Origin of the sequence: Micromonospora sp. WMMD730 (assembly GCF_049178955.1) — a bacterium.
Classification (GTDB): domain Bacteria; phylum Actinomycetota; class Actinomycetes; order Mycobacteriales; family Micromonosporaceae; genus Micromonospora; species Micromonospora wenchangensis.
In genome coordinates, this window is record NZ_JBMHML010000002.1 from 4,530,062 (window position 1) to 4,548,730 (window position 18,669).

General features: G+C 70.2%; 16 protein-coding genes. 8 read left to right on the forward strand and 8 right to left on the reverse strand.

All coding sequences use genetic code 11. From position 1 onward, the window contains the following. The first annotated feature begins 121 nt into the window (after window positions 1-121). The 5 genes from ACN265_RS19415 to ACN265_RS19435 all read left to right on the forward strand — a co-directional run bounded on the left by ACN265_RS19415 (window position 122) and on the right by ACN265_RS19435 (window position 6,392). Window positions 122-2,158: a cytochrome c oxidase assembly protein gene (locus ACN265_RS19415; protein ID WP_421411535.1), complete on the forward strand. Its 2,037-nt coding sequence runs from the start codon at window positions 122-124 to the stop codon at window positions 2,156-2,158. 168 nt (window positions 2,159-2,326) lie between these two features. Then, complete coding sequence (locus ACN265_RS19420; RefSeq protein WP_421408855.1) at window positions 2,327-3,802, forward strand: PepSY-associated TM helix domain-containing protein; 1,476 nt, start codon at window positions 2,327-2,329, stop codon at window positions 3,800-3,802. A 670-nt stretch (window positions 3,803-4,472) separates the two neighbouring features. After that, on the forward strand, window positions 4,473-4,883 hold the full coding sequence (locus tag ACN265_RS19425; protein ID WP_421408856.1) for a hypothetical protein: 411 nt from the start codon (window positions 4,473-4,475) through the stop codon (window positions 4,881-4,883). A 106-nt stretch (window positions 4,884-4,989) separates the two neighbouring features. After that, window positions 4,990-5,760 (forward strand): DsbA family protein, encoded by a 771-nt coding sequence (locus ACN265_RS19430; RefSeq protein WP_421408857.1) that lies wholly within the window; start codon window positions 4,990-4,992, stop codon window positions 5,758-5,760. Then, window positions 5,757-6,392 (forward strand): vitamin K epoxide reductase family protein, encoded by a 636-nt coding sequence (locus tag ACN265_RS19435; protein ID WP_421408858.1) that lies wholly within the window; start codon window positions 5,757-5,759, stop codon window positions 6,390-6,392. Before ACN265_RS19430 ends, ACN265_RS19435 begins: the two co-directional genes overlap by 4 nt. A gap of 106 nt (window positions 6,393-6,498) precedes the next feature. Here the strand turns inward: ACN265_RS19435 and ACN265_RS19440 are convergent, their stop codons facing one another. From ACN265_RS19440 to ACN265_RS19475, 8 genes are all read right to left on the reverse strand, one after another. After that, window positions 6,499-7,089 carry a DJ-1/PfpI family protein gene (locus tag ACN265_RS19440; protein WP_421408859.1) on the reverse strand — a complete coding sequence of 197 codons (591 nt, stop codon included), beginning with the start codon at window positions 7,087-7,089 and terminating at the stop codon, window positions 6,499-6,501. A gap of 245 nt (window positions 7,090-7,334) precedes the next feature. Further along, window positions 7,335-7,964 (reverse strand): DJ-1/PfpI family protein, encoded by a 630-nt coding sequence (locus ACN265_RS19445; protein WP_421408860.1) that lies wholly within the window; start codon window positions 7,962-7,964, stop codon window positions 7,335-7,337. Between the two features lies 1 nt (window position 7,965). Further along, window positions 7,966-8,823: a DJ-1/PfpI family protein gene (locus ACN265_RS19450; protein WP_421408861.1), complete on the reverse strand. Its 858-nt coding sequence runs from the start codon at window positions 8,821-8,823 to the stop codon at window positions 7,966-7,968. Next, window positions 8,820-9,608, reverse strand: coding sequence for an ABC transporter ATP-binding protein (locus tag ACN265_RS19455; protein ID WP_421408862.1), 789 nt, complete (start codon window positions 9,606-9,608; stop codon window positions 8,820-8,822). The genes ACN265_RS19450 and ACN265_RS19455 overlap by 4 nt, the downstream gene beginning before the upstream one ends. Beyond that, a complete protein-coding gene (locus tag ACN265_RS19460; protein WP_421408863.1) occupies window positions 9,605-10,597 on the reverse strand; it encodes a FecCD family ABC transporter permease in 993 nt (330 codons plus the stop codon). The genes ACN265_RS19455 and ACN265_RS19460 overlap by 4 nt, the downstream gene beginning before the upstream one ends. Window positions 10,598-10,661: 64 nt before the next feature. Continuing rightward, window positions 10,662-11,537 carry an ABC transporter substrate-binding protein gene (locus ACN265_RS19465; RefSeq protein ID WP_420118069.1) on the reverse strand — a complete coding sequence of 292 codons (876 nt, stop codon included), beginning with the start codon at window positions 11,535-11,537 and terminating at the stop codon, window positions 10,662-10,664. Window positions 11,538-11,851: 314 nt separating this feature from the next. Further along, window positions 11,852-12,901, reverse strand: a complete 1,050-nt coding sequence (locus tag ACN265_RS19470) for a GlxA family transcriptional regulator (RefSeq protein ID WP_421408864.1) — start codon at window positions 12,899-12,901, stop codon at window positions 11,852-11,854. Between the two features lie 272 nt (window positions 12,902-13,173). Then, a complete protein-coding gene (locus tag ACN265_RS19475; RefSeq protein ID WP_421408865.1) occupies window positions 13,174-13,815 on the reverse strand; it encodes a class I SAM-dependent methyltransferase in 642 nt (213 codons plus the stop codon). A 605-nt stretch (window positions 13,816-14,420) separates the two neighbouring features. Here ACN265_RS19475 and ACN265_RS19480 point away from each other — a divergent pair. From ACN265_RS19480 to ACN265_RS19490, 3 genes are read left to right on the forward strand one after another with little or no spacing between them, the layout of a single operon-like run. Further along, window positions 14,421-15,878 (forward strand): ABC transporter substrate-binding protein, encoded by a 1,458-nt coding sequence (locus ACN265_RS19480; protein WP_421408866.1) that lies wholly within the window; start codon window positions 14,421-14,423, stop codon window positions 15,876-15,878. After that, on the forward strand, window positions 15,875-16,831 hold the full coding sequence (locus ACN265_RS19485) for an ABC transporter permease (RefSeq protein WP_421408867.1): 957 nt from the start codon (window positions 15,875-15,877) through the stop codon (window positions 16,829-16,831). The genes ACN265_RS19480 and ACN265_RS19485 overlap by 4 nt, the downstream gene beginning before the upstream one ends. Window positions 16,832-16,863: 32 nt before the next feature. After that, window positions 16,864-18,666, forward strand: coding sequence for a dipeptide/oligopeptide/nickel ABC transporter permease/ATP-binding protein (locus ACN265_RS19490; RefSeq protein ID WP_421408868.1), 1,803 nt, complete (start codon window positions 16,864-16,866; stop codon window positions 18,664-18,666). Window positions 18,667-18,669: the final 3 nt, after the last annotated feature.

Below are 18,669 nucleotides of genomic sequence, written 5' to 3' on the forward strand. Positions count from 1 at the left end.
GTCCCATCACCACTGAACAGGTCAAGGTCCACACGTGTCCGACACAGACTCCCCGCAGGTCGCCGCCGACGGACCTGGTAACGCCCAGACCAGCGTCGTGGCGCCAGCGGGGCCGGCCGCGATGTCCATCGGCCGGCCCCGGTCCACCACATCTCCGGCGTTCGACTGGTTGATTCTTGTCGCCAGCTGCGCCTCGGGGGTCGCTCTGCTGCTGTTGGGCCTGCGGGTGGGAGGTGCCCTCGCCGCCGCGATTCCGGGCCTCCCGGATGCGGGACCGGCCACGACCTGGGCGCTACCGGCGGTCCGGCTCCTCGGGGACGGCCTCGCCACCGTCACCGTCGGCATGCTGGTGACCTCCGCATTCCTGCTGCCCGGCGACGGGCGCACCGTCTCGCCCCACGGCTACCTGCTGCTACGGCGAGCGAGCCTCACCGCGCTCGGCTGGGCGGTGGCGGCGCTGTCGCTGATGGTGCTGACGGTCTCCGACCTGCTCGGCCAGCCGCTGGAGACGCTCAAGCCCGCGACGGTCGTCAGTTTCGCCACCATGATCTCGCAGGGCCAGTCGCTGATGCTGCAGGCTGGGCTGGCCCTGACCGTGGCGCTGCTGGCCCGTTCCGGGGTGTCCCGAGGGCTCGCCGCGACGGTCACGATCCTGGCCCTGATCGCGGTGCTACCTCCGGCTTTCACCGGCCACTCCGCCGGTGCCGGTAACCACCAGATCGCGGTCACCAGCCTGGCCCTGCACGTCCTCGCCGCTGCGGTATGGATCGGTGGGCTCCTCGCCCTGCTGATGGTGCGGCGCAGCCGACTGCTGGCCGAGGCCGCCGCCCGGTACAGCCGCCTGGCCCTGGGCTGCGTCGTGGCCGTGACGGTGAGCGGGCTGGCCAACGCCGCCGTCCGCCTCGGCACGGTCGACCAGCTCTGGCAGTCCCGCTACGGCTGGCTGGTCCTCGGCAAGCTCGCCGCCCTGCTGATCCTCGGCGCGCTCGGCGCGGCACACCGCTCCCGTACCCTGCCGGCGTTGCGCGCCGGCAGGCGGTGGGCGTTCGGCCGACTGGCCGCCGGCGAACTGATCGTGTTCGCCGCCACCGTGGGCCTTGCCGTGGCACTGTCGCGCAGCCCCACCCCCGTCCCGGTCTCCGGCGTCGACGCCGACCCGATCACCGAGCTGCTCGGCTTCCCGATGCCTGCCGCACCCACCGCGGGCGACCTGCTCGGGCAGCCGCTGCCGGACATGTTCTTCCTGACCCTGTGCACTGTCGGCGTCGGCGGGTACCTGGCCGGGGTACGCCGGATGCACGTCGCCGGGCACCGCTGGCCCCTCGCCCGGACGGCAAGCTGGGCGGGCGGGCTGCTGTTGCTCGCCGCGACCACCAACCTTGGTGTCGCCCGTTACGCGTACGTGCTGTTCAGCGCCCACATGGCCCAACACATGGTGCTGTCGATGCTGGTGCCGATCCTGCTGGTCGGCGGCGCACCGGTCACCCTCGCCCTGCGCACCCTGCGCCGACCGGCCGACCCACAGGTACGCGGCGCCCGGGAATGGCTGCTGATCGCCGTACACAGCCCGGTCACCAAGCTGCTCACCCACCCACTGGTCGCGCTCGGCATCTACACCGCCAGCCTGTTCGGCCTGTACTTCAGCGACCTGCTCGGCGTGCTGATGCGCTCCCACCTCGGTCACCTGGCGATGCTCACCCACTTCGTGGTCGCCGGCTACCTGCTGTTCTGGGTGCTCATCGGTGTCGACCCCGGTCGCCGACGGCTCCCCCATCCCCTGCTGGTGATCATCCACCTGGCGTCGATGATGGCGCACGGCTTCTTCGGCCTGGTCCTCATGCAGACCACCACCGTCATCGCCCCCGACTGGTACATCGCCGTCCACCCCGCCTGGGCGTCGTCGCTGCTGGCCGACCAGAACCTCGGCGCCGGCATCGCCTGGGCATTCGGTGAGCTACCTGCCGTCGTCGTCATGATCATCCTCGTTCGTCAGTGGATCCGCGCCGACGTGCGCGAGCAGGCCCGCCTCGACCGGGCGGCAGACCGGGCGGAGGCAACCGGCGAGGAGGACGACCTCGCCCGCTACAACGCGTTCCTCGCCGCGTCCGGACAAGCCGACAGTGGCCCGCGGCGCACGGCCGGGCCCGACCAGCACTGACAGCGCTGCGGCCTGGCGCCGTCCCGGGAAATTCTCGGGAACCTTGAGGGCTCGCGTTCCGACTACCTCTCCAAGCCGGAGCGACGCAACGAACCACCGGGCGACCATGCCAGCAGGAGAAGCACCCCCTGGCAGGGGGTGCTTCTCGCCAATGCCGATCGGACGAACATGTCTCTCACCGAATTGTCCGGCGCGTCGACGCCGGAACCCGCCACAGCCACCGAAACACCGGCCCGACCGGCCCGACGAACGTCACCGTTCGGTGCGCTGCTGCTGCGGCTGCACTTCTACGCCGGTATCCTCGTCGCTCCGTTCCTGGTGGTCGCCGCACTGACGGGGCTGGCCTACACCACCACTCCGCAACTGGACAAGATCCTCTACAGCGATCAACTGACCGTCGCTCAGGTGGGTGACCGTCCGCTGCCGCTGGCCGAGCAGGTCGGTGCCGCCCGCAACGCCCACCCGGAGGGCAGCATCACCACCGTGCAGCCCGGTGACGGTGACCGGACCACCCGGGTGACGTTCGCCCTGCCAGAGCTCGGCGAGAAGCAGCACACCGTCTACGTCGACCCGTACACCGCGCAGGTGAAGGGCCAGCTGACCACCTGGTTCGGCTCCACCCCGGCCACCACCTGGCTCGACGACCTGCACCGCAACCTGCACCTGGGCGTGGTGGGCCGGCACTACTCCGAGTTGGCCGCGAGCTGGCTGTGGGTCATCGCGCTCGGCGGGGTGATCCTGTGGTGGCGCCGGCGCAGCGCCTCCCGGGCCACCGCCCGGCACCTGCTCGTACCGGACCTGTCCGCCGGCAAGGGCGTCCGCCGCACCCGGGGCTGGCACGCCACCACCGGCATCTGGCTCACTATCGGCCTGCTGTTCCTCTCCGCCACTGGACTCACCTGGTCCCGCTACGCCGGGGCGAACTTCGGCGCCGGCCTCGACGCGCTCAGCGCCCGCGCCCCGGAGATCTCGACCAGCCTCACCACCGTCCCGGACGAGCCGGCCGAGACCGGCGGCGGCCACCAGCACGGTGCCAGTGGGGCCGGCGGCGTGGTCGAGTCGGCGGCCTTCGACCGGGTGGCGGCGGCCGCCCGTACGGCCGGCCTCAACGGCCCGGTCGAGATCGCCCCGGCTGCCGAGGCGGGCTCGGCCTGGACTGTCACGCAGGTCGACAACACCTGGCCCGTCGCCAAGGACCGCGTCGCCGTCGACCCGGCCGGCGGTCAGGTCACCGCCCGCAGCGACTTCGCCGACTGGCCACTGCTGGCGAAACTCAGTGCTCTCGGTATCCAGGCCCACATGGGTCTCCTGTTTGGTTTGGTCAACCAGATCCTGCTCGCCGCGCTGGCCCTCGGGCTGCTCTGCGTCATCGTCTGGGGCTACCGCATGTGGTGGCAGCGCCGACCCACCCGCGCCGACCGCCGTGCCCTCGCCGGCACCCCGCCGGCTCGCGGCGGCGTCCGCGGCATGCCGCTCTGGGTCCTGCTCATCGGCGTGCCGGTGACCGTGGCAATCGGTTGGGCGCTGCCCCTGTTCGGAATCACCCTGCTCGCGTTCCTCGTCATCGACGTCATCGCGGGCGCGGTGTCGCGACGACGCCGTCCGGCCGTGGTCCCCACCTCCCCCGCGCCAGCCGGCAGCTGACGCACTGACAGGGTTCGGCCGTTCGTCCGCCGAACGGGCGGCCGAACCCCGCGTCTGGTGGGCCAGCAGCACGCCCAATCCGATGCCGGCTGGTCACTTCCGTTGCCGTGATCAGTTCGCCGGACGTCGCATCTGGTCAGGGCGGCGAGACCGGTGGTGCGCGCCGGTTGTCGGGAACCAGCGGGGTCGGCGGTGCGACTACCCCACCAGCGGTCGGCGCATGCCGTACCGGGGCGCGGCGGGGGGGTACCGGATGACGGGCGTACACATCCTGGCGGTGGGTCTGGCCGTGACGGTCTGCCTGCTCCTGACGGCCGGGCGACGTGTTCCTGATCTACCCGGGGACACCTCAGTGGAGACCGAGGTGCCATCGTCGCCTGGCCAGTGCGCGGAGCCGGACCCCGCCGCAACCGGCCCCGCCCTCTGCCACCCCGACCCTCGACACCCGACGACTCGTCGCCGGCAGGTGACCGCACCAGCGGTCACGGCGACCACAGCGGTACGCGGTCACGGGCGGCGACATGGCCCCGGTCTGCGGCTGAGTCACCGGACGGCCGGCTGTGCCACGGGGAAGACTCAGGATCTCGGTCATGTCCTCAGCTGCGCGCCTCGTGCCCGTGAGCGTCACGAGGCGGTCACCGGGCCGCAGCGGCAGCAGCGATGGCCAGCCGTGCTCGCGGTGTCCGCCCTCGCACTGACGCTGATCGCCGCGGTGACGGTGCCACCGGTCACCGCGCAGGCAGCCCGCGACCGCGCGTTCTGTCCCAAGCGTCAGTCGGTGGCGATCAGCGGGGAGGGCCACACTCTGCACGTGTGGTTGCAGCGCGACACCGCGTCTCCCCTCCTGCACCTGTGCTGGACCAACGACGGCGGCCCCGCCGACGAGATCCGCGGCTGGGCGGCCACCGCTGTGGACGCCACCGCTCCCGAGCTGCGGACCGACGTCGAGGTTCTGGCGCTCACCGCTCAAACCGCGATCGGACACGTGGCACTCACCCCCGGTCACGTCTGGCGGCTGTCCTTCGAGCTGGACACGGACTCGGGCGCCCTCCCGACTCTGTCGACGGCCATCCGGATCTGACCGGTCGTCGCACGAGCCGGAACTCCAGCAGGGTCTCAAACGACCAATGAGTCAGCACCCGCCCGAAGGCGGCAGTGCGACGAAGCCTCGGGTGGAAGGTCCACGGATGTCGAAGAAGCGCAACCGCCCCGACAGGCCGACCGCCGACGGCGGCAGGACTGGCGGTTCCGGACCAGAGCGCAGCAGGAAGGCGTCTGACAATGCTGCCAAGGCGATGCGCGCCCGACGGGTGAGCACCAACACCAGGATCACCTTCGGGCTGTTGGCGATCGTGCTCGCCGGACTCGCCGGGCTGTTCGTCTTCGTCCAGAACAGCAGTGACAAGGCTCGGCAGGCAGCCGGCGACCGGGTGGTGAGGGCGGACAGCCACCGGCTCACCGCCGCCGAGGACGGCAAGGTCACCATCGTCGAGTTCCTCGATTTCGAGTGCCCGTCCTGCGGACAGGCGTTCCCTGGCGTGGAGAGACTCCGCCAGGAATATGCGGGCAAGATCACCTATGTGGTCCGGAACTTCCCGCTAACCCAGCACGCCAACGCACAGAACGCCGCCCGCGCCGCCGAGGCCGCCGCGCGACAGGACAAGTTCGAGCAGATGTACGTCAAGCTGTTCGAGAACCAGTCCACGTGGGGCGGGCAGCAGCAGGACCAGTCGGCCGTCTTCGAGGGCTACGCCCAGCAGCTCGGCCTCGACCTGGCGAAGTTCCGCGCCGACCGCGACGACCCGGGCACCGCGGCCCGTATCCGTGACGACCAGAGCGACGGGACCGCCGCCGGGGTCCAGAGCACCCCGTCGTTCTTCATCAATGGCCAGCGCTTCGACGGGCAGGCCACGTACGCCGGGCTCAAGGCCGCCGTCGACGCAGCACTCGCCGGATGAGCGGGCAGGTCACGGCCGCTCCCGGCCCGGCGGCCGCTCCAGCGGATCCGACGGTGCCGTTCGCGGCGCGCATCATCGGCTGGGTGCTGGCCGTCTGCGGTGCGATCGGTAGCGCCGCAGCGCTGACCCTGACCATCGAGAAGATCAACCTTTTGACCGATCCGAGCTATCGGCCCAGTTGCAGCATCAACCCGATCCTGTCCTGTGGCTCGGTGATGACCACGCCGCAGGCGGCCGCGTTCGGTTTCCCCAACCCCTTGATCGGTATCGTCGGGTTCAGTGTGGTGACCACCATCGGTGTCGCGGTCCTGGCCGGCGCCCGACTCCCGCGGTGGTTCTGGCTGGGCCTGCAACTCGGCGTGACGTTCGGTATCGGGTTCGTGCACTGGCTGATCTTCCAGAGCCTCTACCGTATCGGCGCGCTGTGTCCGTACTGCATGGTGGTGTGGGTCGTCACCATCGCGATCTTCTGGTATGTCACCCTGCGCAACGTCCATCACGAGCAGTTGTTCACTTCCCGGGGGGCTGTCCTCCTCCGGTATCACACCGTCGTCCTCACCGTCTGGTACCTCATCATCGTCGCCCTCATCGGCGAGCAGTTCTGGTTCTACTGGCGCACCCTGTTGACCTGAGCGGATATAACTGCCGGGATTCAGCCGGGTGCCATACCCTCCCAGCCCCCTGACGTTGACGAACAAGCCGGGACGATGTCTTGGTGGCGCTACCGTCGCCGGTGCCCTACCTGGTCCAGACCGTGCCCCGCGCCTGGTATTCAAGAGCCTCTTCGACCTGGACCGCGACGTCCGCGTTGAGTTCGCGCGCGACGAGGTGCAGCGCCAGATCCAAGCCGGACGTGATGCCGGCCGCGGTGACCAGATCGCCGTCGTCTACGACGCGCGCACTTTTGACGACACCGCCGCGCGCGGCCAGTTCCTTCCTGGCGACCGTGTGGGTGGTGCAGGGACGGCCGGTGACCAGACCGGCGGCGGCCAGGATGATCGCGCCGGTGCAGAGCGAGGTGATGGTGAGCCCCGGGCGGCGTGCTGCAGCGAGCGCCTTCGGGAGTGCCCCACGGTTGATCTCCGCCCAGATGCCGGGCTCTCCGGGACGGCCACCGCCGGGCACGACGATCAGATCCGCTTCCTCGGGCCGCCAGCCGCGGTCGACCGTCACGCGAGTGCCGAACGCGGCAGTGATGACGCGCGGCCTGCCAAGCACCATGTAGCCGGTGTCGATCTTTCTGCTGCTGTACCAGCCCGCCAGGGAGAACACTTCCTGTGGTGCGATGAAGTCCTGTTCCTCGACACCGTCGAACATGACGATGCGCACTCGCAGAGAACCCTTGGCACCACGCGGTGTGGCCTCAGCCGTCTGTGCGCCGATCAGTGTGCCCACGCCCGCAGCCGCACTGCCCGCCAGCACTCCCCGTCGCCTCATGAGGAGCACCTCCCGAAACCCATCGATGTACATTCAGTCGTCGGCCGGGAGAATTAAGTTCCTGGCCGTGTGTGAAGGTGCGGTGGGTGACGCCGAACCAGACGGTCTTGGCGGTCCACGCAGCAGAGTGGCATCGGTCAAGGCGACAGCATGCGGCCGGCTCGCTCCACCACGGACGGTGGCGCGGTGTCTACGGAGCCCGCCTGGTACGGCGGCTCCGGGGCGTACTCGATGATCAGCTGCACGGTCTGCGCGGCCTCGTCACCCATGATCCGGCCGGCCAGGACCAGCGCCATGTCGATGCCTGCGGACACCCCGGCCGCGGTCGCGTAATGGCCGTCGATCACCACCCGGTCCGTCACGGGCGTCACCCCGAAGCCGGTGAGCATGTCGAGCCCGGCCCAGTGGGTCGTCGCCCGTCGGCCTGTCAGCAGTCCGGCGGCGGCCAGCGCGAACGCGCCGGTGCAGACGGACGTGGTCCACGTGGTGGTCCGGTCGACGGCCCGCAACCACTCGAGCAGCGGGCCGTCGTCGGCCATCTGGTCCTGCTGGCCCGCTCCCCCGCCGACCAGCACGATGTCCGGGTCGGACACGTCGGCGTACGTCGCGGCGGCGTCGACCGACAGGCTGCCCAGGTCGTTCACGACCAAGCCTGGGCGCTCGGCAACGAACACGACCTCGGTGTCCGGCAGACGACCCAGCACCTCGTACGGCCCCAGGACGTCGAGCGCCGTGAAGCCGGGATAGACGACGATGGCGACCTGCATGTCACGATCCGTCCGCGATGGCGAAGCGTTGCGGTGCCGCCCGGAACTGCTCCTTGCACCAGTCGCCGCAGAAGTGCCAGGTACGTCCATCGAGTTCGAGGGTGATCGGGGTGTCGGGGGCCACCGGCATCTGGCAGACCGGACACACCGGCTGTTCCGGGTTTACCACTGCGGGCTGGGTGAACTCGGCGTTGCTGTCGGGGTGCATCCAGCCTGTGCCCTGGTATTCGAGGTAGGTGGCGGTCCGCTGCGCGACGGTGCGCCCGAAGTAGCGTTCGACGATCCGCAGGGCGAGGTCGGTGCCCGAGGTGAGCCCGCCGGCGGTGGCGAGCCGGCCGTCCTCGACGTAGCGGACCCCGGGGACGACGGTGAGGGCGGGAAACATGGTCTGAAGGGCTTGGTAGGCGCTGTGGTGGGCCGTTGCGGTCCGGCCGTCGAGGAGGCCCGCCTGGCCGAGCACGAATGATCCGTTGCAGACCGACATGGTCACTGCGGTGTCCTGATGGACGCGCCGCAGCCAGTCCAGCACCTCGGGGGCGAGCTTGCCGGTGTCCAGGGCCGGGACGACCACGATGTCCGGCGCAGGCGCTGTGTCGACGTCGTGACCGGGCACGACGACCATGCCTCCAGAGATCGGGACAGGGTCCGTCGTGGCCGCCACCGTGGTCAGCGTGAACGGGGTGCGCCCGTCGTCGAGGCGGGCGTACTCGAACACGCCCCACGGGCCGGCGAAGTCGACCAGTTCCGCGTGGGGCGAGAGGACGACGGCCACGGTGATGGTGCCGGTCGCAGGTGGTTCGAGGGGTGCGGTGAGCCTGGCGTCGGGAACAGGCTCGCCGGGCGGGCTCTGCGTGGTCATCTGGAGGTCTCCCGTTCGGAGGGGGGCGCCGCGAACACCAGGTGCGGCCGGCCGGTGAGTGGGTGGGTGGTCGTCGCTCCCCGTACGCCGAAGACGTCGGCCAGGCGTTGCGGGGTGAGCACGGTGACGGGATCGTCGGCCGCGACGACCCGGCCGTGGTGCAGCAGCACGACGGCGTCGCAGTAGGACATCGCGTGGTCGAGGTCGTGCAGGGCCGCGACGGTGGTGAGCCCGAGTTCGCGGATCAACTCGAGCAGTTCCAGTTGCGCGCCGATGTCGAGGTGATTGGTCGGCTCGTCGAGCAGCAGGACCGGGGCGTTCTGGGCGAGGGCGCGGGCGAGCAGGACCCGCTGGCGTTCGCCGCCGGACAACGTGACGAAGCGCCGGCCTTCGGCCCACTCGATGCGGGCGCGGGTCAGCGCCTCGTCGACGATGGCGCGGTCGGCCGTGCTCTCCCGTTCGAGTAGCCGCTGGTGCGGGATCCGTCCCATGGCGACGATGTCGCGGACGGCGTACTCGTTGTCGAGTTCCTGGTCCTGGGCCACCACCGCCCGCAACTGGCCGGCCCGGCGGGCGGGGACCCGCCAGACGTCGTGCTCACCGATGTGCACGGTGCCCTGCTGCGGCCGGATGATGCGGTACAGGCAGCGCAGCAGTGTGCTCTTGCCGGATCCGTTCGGCCCGATCAGTCCGGTCACCCGGCCGTCGGCGGCGGTGAACGAGACGTCATCGAGGATGGTCGTGCCGTCGATGGTCACCGAGACGCCGGTCGCCGTGACCCTCATCGCACCGCCCCGGACTGGCTGCGCAGCAGCCACAGGAAGAAGGGCGCGCCGAGCACCGCGGTGAAGATGCCGATCGGCATCTCGTTCGGCCGGTCCAGGGTGCGCGACAACAGGTCGACGAGGATCAGGAAGACCGCCCCCAGCAGCAGCGACACCGGGATCACCCGGCGATGGTCGGGGCCGACCAGCAGCCGGACCGCGTGCGGCACCAGCAGGCCGACGAAGCCGATCCCACCCGCGACGCTGACGATCGTCGCGGTCAGCAGCGACGCCACCGCGAGTAGCCCCAGGCGCAGCCGGTTGACGTCGATCCCCAGCCCGGCGGCCGACGTCTCGCCCATCGTCAGCGCGTTCAACCGGCGGCCGTCGACCAGCAGCCAGAGCAGGCAGACCACCAGGGCGACGGTGGGCGCAGGTAGGTCCGGCCAGGACGCTGCGGCGACCGAGCCGAGCACCCAGAACAGGATGCCGCGCAGTTCGCCCGGGTTGGCCTGCAGTTGGATGTAGCTGGTGACGGCACTGCCCAGGTAGGCCACGGCCACTCCGGCCAGGATCAGCCGCCCCGGCGCGACCCGGCCGGCCCGCTGTGCCAGCCCCACGACCAGGGCGACGCTGACCACCGCCCCGAGGAAGGCCGCGCCGGAGACACCCAGTCCGGCGATCGCCGCGGGCACGAAGCTCAGCGCCAGGGCGGCGCCGATGGAGGCGCCTCCCGAGATGCCGAGCAGGTAGGGATCGGCCAGCGGGTTGCGCACCAATGCCTGCAGGCATACTCCGGCGACGCTGAGACCCGCGCCGGCGACCCCGGCCAGCAGCACCCGGGGCGCGCGGAAGTCCCACACGATCTGGTCGTAGAGCAGGCTGCGCTCGGTGTCTCCGGGTGTGAGGTGCGCCCAGGTCACCGCGACCACGTCGCCCAGCGGGACCGGTACCGTGCCGACGGCGATCGCGACCGCCGCGGCCAGCACGACCGCGACGGTCAGGAGCACGATCAGCAGCGGAACGGAGCCATCGGGTACGAGGTGGGCGCGGGCGGCTTCCGGTCGGGTACGGTCAGTTCGCGGCGTGGACGGCATCGCTGATCTTCTTCACGGCGACCGCGTTCAGCGGTCCGAGGTAGAAGCTGTCGGAAACCGACGTGTAGGTCTTGGTCTTCGACGCCGGCCACTGCGGATACTGCGCGAACAGCTGCTCCGCGAACTTCTTGGCGTCGTCGTCCGGCTGGTACAGGCCGATCACCAGCACCTCGACGTTCGCTGCGGCGAGGGCCTCGACGTTGAGCGCGGTGAGTTGCTGATCGGTCAGGCCGCCGAACGCGTTGACACCTCCGGCTCGGGTGATGATGTCGTCGAAGATGCCGCCGCCGAACACGGCAGGAACCTTCAGACCCATCGCCGACCCCATACTGGGATAGGCGGCCAGCACCCGCTTGGGTGCCCCGGTCGGCGACGGGATGGCGGCCAGCGCCGCACGCGAGTCCTGCACGACCTGCGCCGCCTTGCCCTGGACGTCGAAGATGACCCCGAGCTGGTTCAGCAGCTCGTACGACGACTCGACCGACCGCTTCGCATACGTGGCCGTGTCCTGCGGTCGGGGCGAGGTCGCACCGTTGGCGCAGTTCGACGGGGACACGAAACTGTTGATACCGGCCTTACCGAGCTCGTCGCGGGTGATCGAGCCGATCTTGTCGTCGAACCCGCCCGCCCACGTGGAGATCACCAGATCCGGTGACTGGGCGATCACCTGCTCGCGGGGGACCTCGAAGTTCTTGTTCAGCTTCAGCCCGCCGGTCGGGATGGCCGTGATCCGCTCGACCATCGTCGGGTCGTCGGAGACGCCGTAGCTCTGGCTGTTGGCCACGATGGTTGCCTCGACACCGAGCGCGATCATCGACTCGACTTCGGCCACGGACGCGCCGTTGAGCAGCACGACCCGGCGGGGCGCCTGGGAGAACGTGACCTCACGGCCGCAGTTGTCGATCGTCAGCGGATACGTGGTTCGGGGACCAACGGCGACCGACGCGCCGGCCGATGCGACCGGAGCGTCCGGCACCGTCGTCCCCGAGCAGGCGCCGAGCGCGACGACGAGGCCGATGGCCAGCGTGGTACGGACAATCCGATCTGGAACGAGAGTCACGTCGAGCTCACATCTCTGTCATGAAGCGTGTGCGGAAAGCTGAAAATGGCGTGAAAGTATTCATTTCGCCATATGTCAGGAAGCTTAGAAGCGACCCGCGCTCACGCCTATGACGTACCGGCCAACAAATCTGCCATCGGCGGAGATCCGTCGGGGATCACCGGCTCCTTCGCCGACGCACGGCGATATTCGGTCGGCGAAATGTCGATTTCGCGCAGGAACGCCCGGCGCATCGCTTCCGCCGACCCATAGCCACAACGGTGAGCGATGCCGAGTACGCCATCCGTGGTGTCGGTCAGCATGCGCTTCGCGGCCTCCAGCCGGATCAGGTCCACGTACCGGCCCGGTGGCATCCCGACCTGTTCCCCGAACGCCCGGGCGAACTGCCGTGGGGACAGCCCGGCACGCTCCGCCATCGCCGGAACGGACAGGTCGGCCGCCAGGTTCGCGGCGGCCCAGTACTGCACCTCGCGCAGCGGTTCGGTCCGGGCGATCTGGGTCGAGAGCTGGACGCTGAGCTGGGCCTGATTGCCCGGCCGGCGCAAGTAGCACACCAGCAGCCGGGCGATACCCAAAGCAGCAGCACGACCGAAGTCCTCCTCGACCAGCGCCATGGCCAGGTCGACCCCGGCTGTCGCCCCCGCCGACGTGGAGATCGTCCCGTCCTGGACGAAGATGGCGTCCGGGTCGAACGCCACCCGGGGGAACATCTCGGTCAGGTAACCGCAGGCCTCCCAGTGGGTGGTGGCCCGGCGACCGTCCAGGAGACCGGCTTTGGCCAGCAGGTAGGCCCCGGTGCACACCGATACCACCCGCGGGATGCCGGGAGCACGCTCGGCGAGCCAGGCGACGAGCCGGTCGTCGACGTCTCCCACGCCCGGCCCGCCCGGCACCACCAGCAGGTCCGGATCCTCGACGCCGCCCAGGTCGCCGTCGGGGACGAGGCGCAGACCACCGGCGGCCCGGACCGCCCCACCGTCGAGAGAGGCGGTCCGGATGACGTACGGCGGGGTGTCCGCGTCACCCACGAAGCGGGCAGCCGACGTGAACACGTCGACCGGCCCGGCCACGTCGATCGGTTGCACTCCGTCGAACAGGATGACCAGCACCATCCGGGTGCGCACCCCGGCGATCCCGGCGTCGGAAACGTCAGTCATCACGTCGGGTTGGTCGCGCCGTGGACGGCTTTAGTTCCCTGTTCCGACCCTCCACCAGCAGCGGAGCCGGTTCCTCGCCCACGAACCGCCAGCGTCAGCGGCGTAGCGCCAGCCGAACCCGGCGGCCCTGCTCATCACCGGCGACGACCTGGCCCGCCGGGTGACGCTCACCTCCGGCAACGCGGAACGCTCTCCCCGACCCGAATGACGCCGTCGTGGGCCAGTTCGCGCGGGCCGAGCCGACGGCGGTCACCTTCGCAGCGAAGATCAGGTCAGTCCGTCCTGCGCAAGGCGATCACATTGTCGGTCACCTCGGCCGTCTGGCCACCCGGGCCGGTGGCCGTCCGATCGCGGGCTTCGCAGCACAGCACATGCCAGGACGCGGAATCGAGGGCCAGACCGGCCAGGGTCTCGTCCGGGGTGGGAATCGTGGCCCCCTGGTTCCAGGACCACGGTGCTACCGAACCGTGGTCGACGATCAGCAGCATGCCACCGGGGTTCACCTGCTCGCCGAGATCACGCAGGATGCGGGCCCTGGGGAAGTCGAAGAGGCTGTGCAGGTAATGAGCGCTCACCAGGTCCCAGGTGCCCCGGGGTAGGGAATCCGCCAGATCATGCCGTTCGGTACGGATCCTGTCGCCCAGTCGCTGCTGGGCGGCGCGCTCATTCACCCGCTGCAGGGCGGCATCGGCGATGTCGACCGCGGTGACCTGCCAGCCGCGCTGGGCGAGCCACAGGCTGTCGCCGCCCTGGCCGCAGCCCAGGTCGAGAGCAGCACCCGGGGAAAGGTCACCGACCGTTACGGCAAGGATCGGGTTGACGCGCACCTCCCACTGGGCGGCGGCCACCTGCTGGTGCAGACTCTCCCAGAACTCGGCCGGTGTTGCCGCGTCCGGGCGCTCAATGTGCTTCATACGCTCACGTCCTCACGATCGATCGGGCTCGACCGGCATGGTGCCCCTTGTTCTGCGGCGCTGGCGAGAAAACTTGCCGGATCGGCAACGACCTTCGGAGGGACAACGAGGCCTCGGGCGCGGGGGTGCACGCTGAGATTGGGGCACGGCACCGTGACCGACTCGCCTCGCTGACACCCGGCAGCCGGATCGCAGCAGGCACCAGGCACCGGTTCGGGCTATGGCGGCGCTGCGTGAGACGGAGCCGACAACGCCACACTCCCGCGCCCGGTCGGCATACCGCATCACCCGACTGGTCCGCCGATCCGGTCGCCGGCTCACCTCGGGAACTTTCGCTTGTCGTCAGACGACTATGTCTGCGAATCACCCCGGCCTCCTTCCCGAGGTAAGGGTGTCCGCCACCCACGGTCAGCGCAGATACCACTCCGGAAGGGTCATTGATGCGTGTCGCTCGATATTCGGACGAAGGTTCCTCGCTGGTACGGGCCCGCCGACCAGCCCGGGCGCTGGCCGCACTGGCGGTGCTGGCAGTTCTGGTGGCAGGTTGCGCGGCCAGCGGATCCGGGGACACCGATCGAACCGCTGCGACCGGCGGCACGCTACGCGTGGCGAACGCGAACGAGTACGGCGACCAGGACCCGCACGACTACAACGGGGACTGGTTCATCGCCCCGATGGTCTTCGAGACGCTGGTGAAGTACGGACAGGGTGGTCGCCTGGAACCGGGCTTGGCCACGTCGTGGCAGGTCGCGGCGGACGGGCTCACGATCGACTTCGAGCTGCGGACCGGTGTGAAGTTTCACGACGACACGCCGTTCGACGCACAGGCGGCGAAGTGGAACCTCGATCGCTGGGTGGGCAAGGAGTCGCACTCCTGGCTGGCCGCCTCGAAGATCATCAAGGCCGTGGAGGTGCCTGGGCCGATGAAGCTGCGGCTGCGCCTCGAACGCGCCTACGACCCGCTGCTGCAGGAGCTGACCTTCACCCGGCCCCCCGGCTTCATGAGCCCCAAGGCCGTCGACGCTTCCGGGAAGTTCACCAAGGCCATCGGTACCGGGCCATGGCGGCTGGAACAGATCACGACGACGGCCGCGAGCCTGGTCCGCAACGACGGCTATTGGGGCGCCAAACCGAAGATCGACCGGGTTGAGTTCAGCGTCAGAAAGGACTCGCAGACCCGCGTCTCCGCGCTGCGCGCGGGCGAGGTGGACATGCTCGGCGGCAGTTACCTGGCACCGATCTCGCCGACCGAGGCGGCCACCCTCGGCAAGGACGAGCGGGTCACGGTGCTGCACGGTGATCCGGACATCACCGTCATGCTCGGCTTCAACCTCAACGGCGTCGCGGGCGACAAGGCGATCCGCGAGGCGGTGCGGTACGCCCTGGACCGGGAGACCCTGACCAAGGTGCTCTACGCCGGTCAGGCCAAGCCCGCGACCACGCTGTTCGCGCCGGGAATCCCGGACGCGGGGGCGCCGCAGAGCCTGCCCTTCGATCCCGACCAGGCCCGCCGGACTCTCGATGCGGCCGGGTGGCGCCAGGACGGGAAGGGCCGGGTCAAGGATGGCAAGCAGCTGGTCCTGTCCCTGCGGATCCCGTCGACGGCCGCCGTCGGCTGGCAGGACTCGCGGCTCAGCGCTCAGGCCGTCGCCTCGGCGCTGGCCGAGGTCGGGATCACCGTGAACATCGTCGCGGTCGACGAGGCCACGTTCTACGACGACCTGCACGCCGGCAAGTACGACCTCGCCTTCATGGAAACCTACGGCGCCCCTTACGACCCGTCGGGGTTCGTGGTCGGCTTCCTGACCGGCGACCGTAAGGATCCCGGTCTGTGGAAGACCGACGAGGTCGAACGGCTCGTCAACGGCGCGTTGTACGCCCGGGACGCCGCCACCCGCGCCAAGAACTACCAGGAGGCCTGGGCCGTGCTGAACCGGGAGGCCGCCTTCGTGCCGATCGCGTACCGGCCACGGGTGTGGGCCGTCGGCCCGGCGGTCAAGGGCTTCCAGGTGCCGCACACGGAGTATGACTTCGACCTGTCCACGGTGACGCTGCAACGATGAACGGTCTGCTCGTGCGCTGGACCCGGTGGTCGGCCCGGCTGGCCGCCGAGTTGGCGCTGGTTCTCGGAATCACGTCGCTGCTGGCGTTCGGGCTCATCGCGCTGGCTCCCGGTGACGCCGCCACCCGGCTCGCGCAGCAGCGGGCCGGGCACCCCGGCGTCACCGAGGACCAGGTCGCCTCGGCCCGGCGCGAGCTGGGAATGGAGGGCAGCGTCCCCGAACGTTACGTCCGTTGGCTCGGCCACGCCGTGCAGGGTGATCTCGGGAAGTCGGCGCGCACCGGCCGGCCGGTCCTGACCGAGCTGGCGGAACGGGTCCCGGTCACGCTGTCGCTGGCCGGGCTGACGGCGGTTGCGGCGTTGCCGCTGGGCCTTCTGGTCGGTGCGCTGGCTGCCATGCTGCCGTGGCGTCCGGCTCGGCGCGGCCTGCGGCTGACGGGCCTACTCGCCGTCTCGTTGCCCACCTTCTGGGTCAGCTACCTACTGGTCGTCGTGCTCGCCGAGCAACTGGGTCTGCTGCCCACCTCCGCCGACGGCGGTCCCGCCGGATACGTGATGCCGGTGGTCGTCCTCGCCCTACCGGCTGTCGGCCTGCTCAGCCGTGTGGTCGCCGTGTCACTGCGCGAGGCACTCGCCCAACCGTATGTACGCGCCGCGCAGGCGCGCGGCGCGCCCACAGTGTCCATCGTCGTACGCGACGCGCTGCCCAACGTCGCCGGCGCCGTCCTCAACACGATCGGCTTGATCGTCGGCGGCATGCTCACCGGAGCCCTGGTGGTGGAGACCGTCTTCGCCCACAACGGTATCGGTGACTACTTCGTCCAGGCCGTGAACTTCCGCGACCTGATGGCGATCCAGGCGTGCGTGCTGTGCTTCGCGCTGGCCTTCACCGCGACCAACCGGCTGGCCGACCGGCTGCACGGCCGGATCGACCCGCGGGTGAGCGGCGGATGACGGCGTCGGGGGCGGGCCGCCGGCGTCGCACGGTGATCTACGCACTGCCGTTGCTGGGTTTCGTCATGGCCGGGGCCCTGGCGCCGGTCATCGCTCCGTACGACCCGATCGCCAACGATCTGACGGCCAGCCTGACGCGGCCGTCGGTGGAGCATCTGCTGGGCACCGACCAATTGGGCCGGGACCAGTTGTCCCGCCTGCTGTACGGTGCGCAGGCCTCGCTGATACTGGCCGCGGCGGTGCTCGCCGTGTCCGTCACTGTCGGGGTGGTGATCGGTGCCGCCGGCGGCTTCCTCGGCGGCTGGCTGGATCGCGTGGCGTTGTGGTTGATGGACGTGACGCTGACGCTGCCCTCGCTGATCGTCGCGCTGGCCATCCTGGGTGTGCGCGGTCACGGCAGCGCCAACCTCGTTCTGGCCCTGTCCCTCACCGGTTGGCCGCCATTCGCCCGGTTGGCGCGCGGGCGGTTCGTCAGTCTCCGCCGCAGCGCCTACTTCGATGCGCTGCAGGTGCTCGGCGCGTCCCGGTTCCGGATCCTCTTTCAGCACGCGCTGCCCGCCCTGGCAGCACCGGTGCTCGTCTACGCGAGCATCGAGATCGGTTTCATCGTGCTGTCGCTGGCGTTTCTCAGCTTTCTCGGTCTCGGCATCCCGCCGCCCGAACCAGAGTGGGGGCAGATGCTCATCGACGCCCGCCCGTATCTGGACTCCGCCCTGTGGCTCGCGCTGCCACCCGGCCTGGCCATCGCCGCCGTCGTCCTCGCCAGCAACCTGCTGGCCGAGCAGTTCGCCACCGATGACCTGCCGCTGGTACGGCTCGGGTTGCCGCGGCGGCGCGCCCGGATGAACGGCTCGACCGCCGGCCCGTACCAGGTCGAGGAACTCGCGGTCGCCTTCGCCGGACGGAAGGTGGTGGACGGTATCGGCTACCGCGTGGCTCCTGGAAGGGCGTTGGCGATCGTCGGGGAGAGCGGGAGCGGCAAGACGCTGTCCACCCTCGCCCCGCTCGGGCTGGTCGATGCCACCGCGCAGGTCAGCGGTCGCGCGGTCCTGGGCCAGGTCGACCTGCTCGGCGGCGGACCGGCGATCTGGGAGGCGGTGCGGGGACGCCGGGTCGGTGTGGTGTTGCAGGACGCGCGGGGTGCGCTCAACCCGGTTCGGACGGTGGGCGCACTGCTCGACGACGCGGTGCGGCACGCTGGTGGCGTCCCACGCGGCCTAGAGCGCGCCCGATCGCTTGAGCTGTTGAAAATGGCCGGTCTCCCGGAACCGGAGTCGCAGGTCTCCGCCTACCCGCACACGCTGTCCGGCGGCATGTGCCAGCGGGTGATGATCGCCCTGGCCCTGGCCGGAGAGCCGGAGATCCTCATCGCCGACGAACCGACCTCGGCGTTGGACGTCACAACCCAGGCCCAGATCCATTCTCTGCTGGCGGATCTGCGCGAATCCACCGGAATGGGGTTGATCCTCATCAGCCACGACATCGCGGCGGCCGCCCGGATCGCCGACGACATCGCGGTCTGCTACGCCGGCCGCATCGTCGAGGTCGGGCCGGCAGCCGACGTCGTGAGCCGGCCCGACCATCCGTACACGCACGGTCTGCTCGACGCGGTGCCGTCACCCACGGCGGTGCCCGGAACCCGGTTCCGGACCCTTCCGCCCGCGGAGCCGACCCGGCGCAAGGTGGGTGCCTGCGCGTTCGCGCCGCGCTGCGCACGTGCCACGACGCGATGTCACGTCGAGGAACCGCCGCTGGAACCGGTGGCGCCAGGGCACTCCTCTGCCTGCTGGGTGCGTCCGACGGTGGCGCGGCCGATCGGGGACGACGGTGCTTGAGCT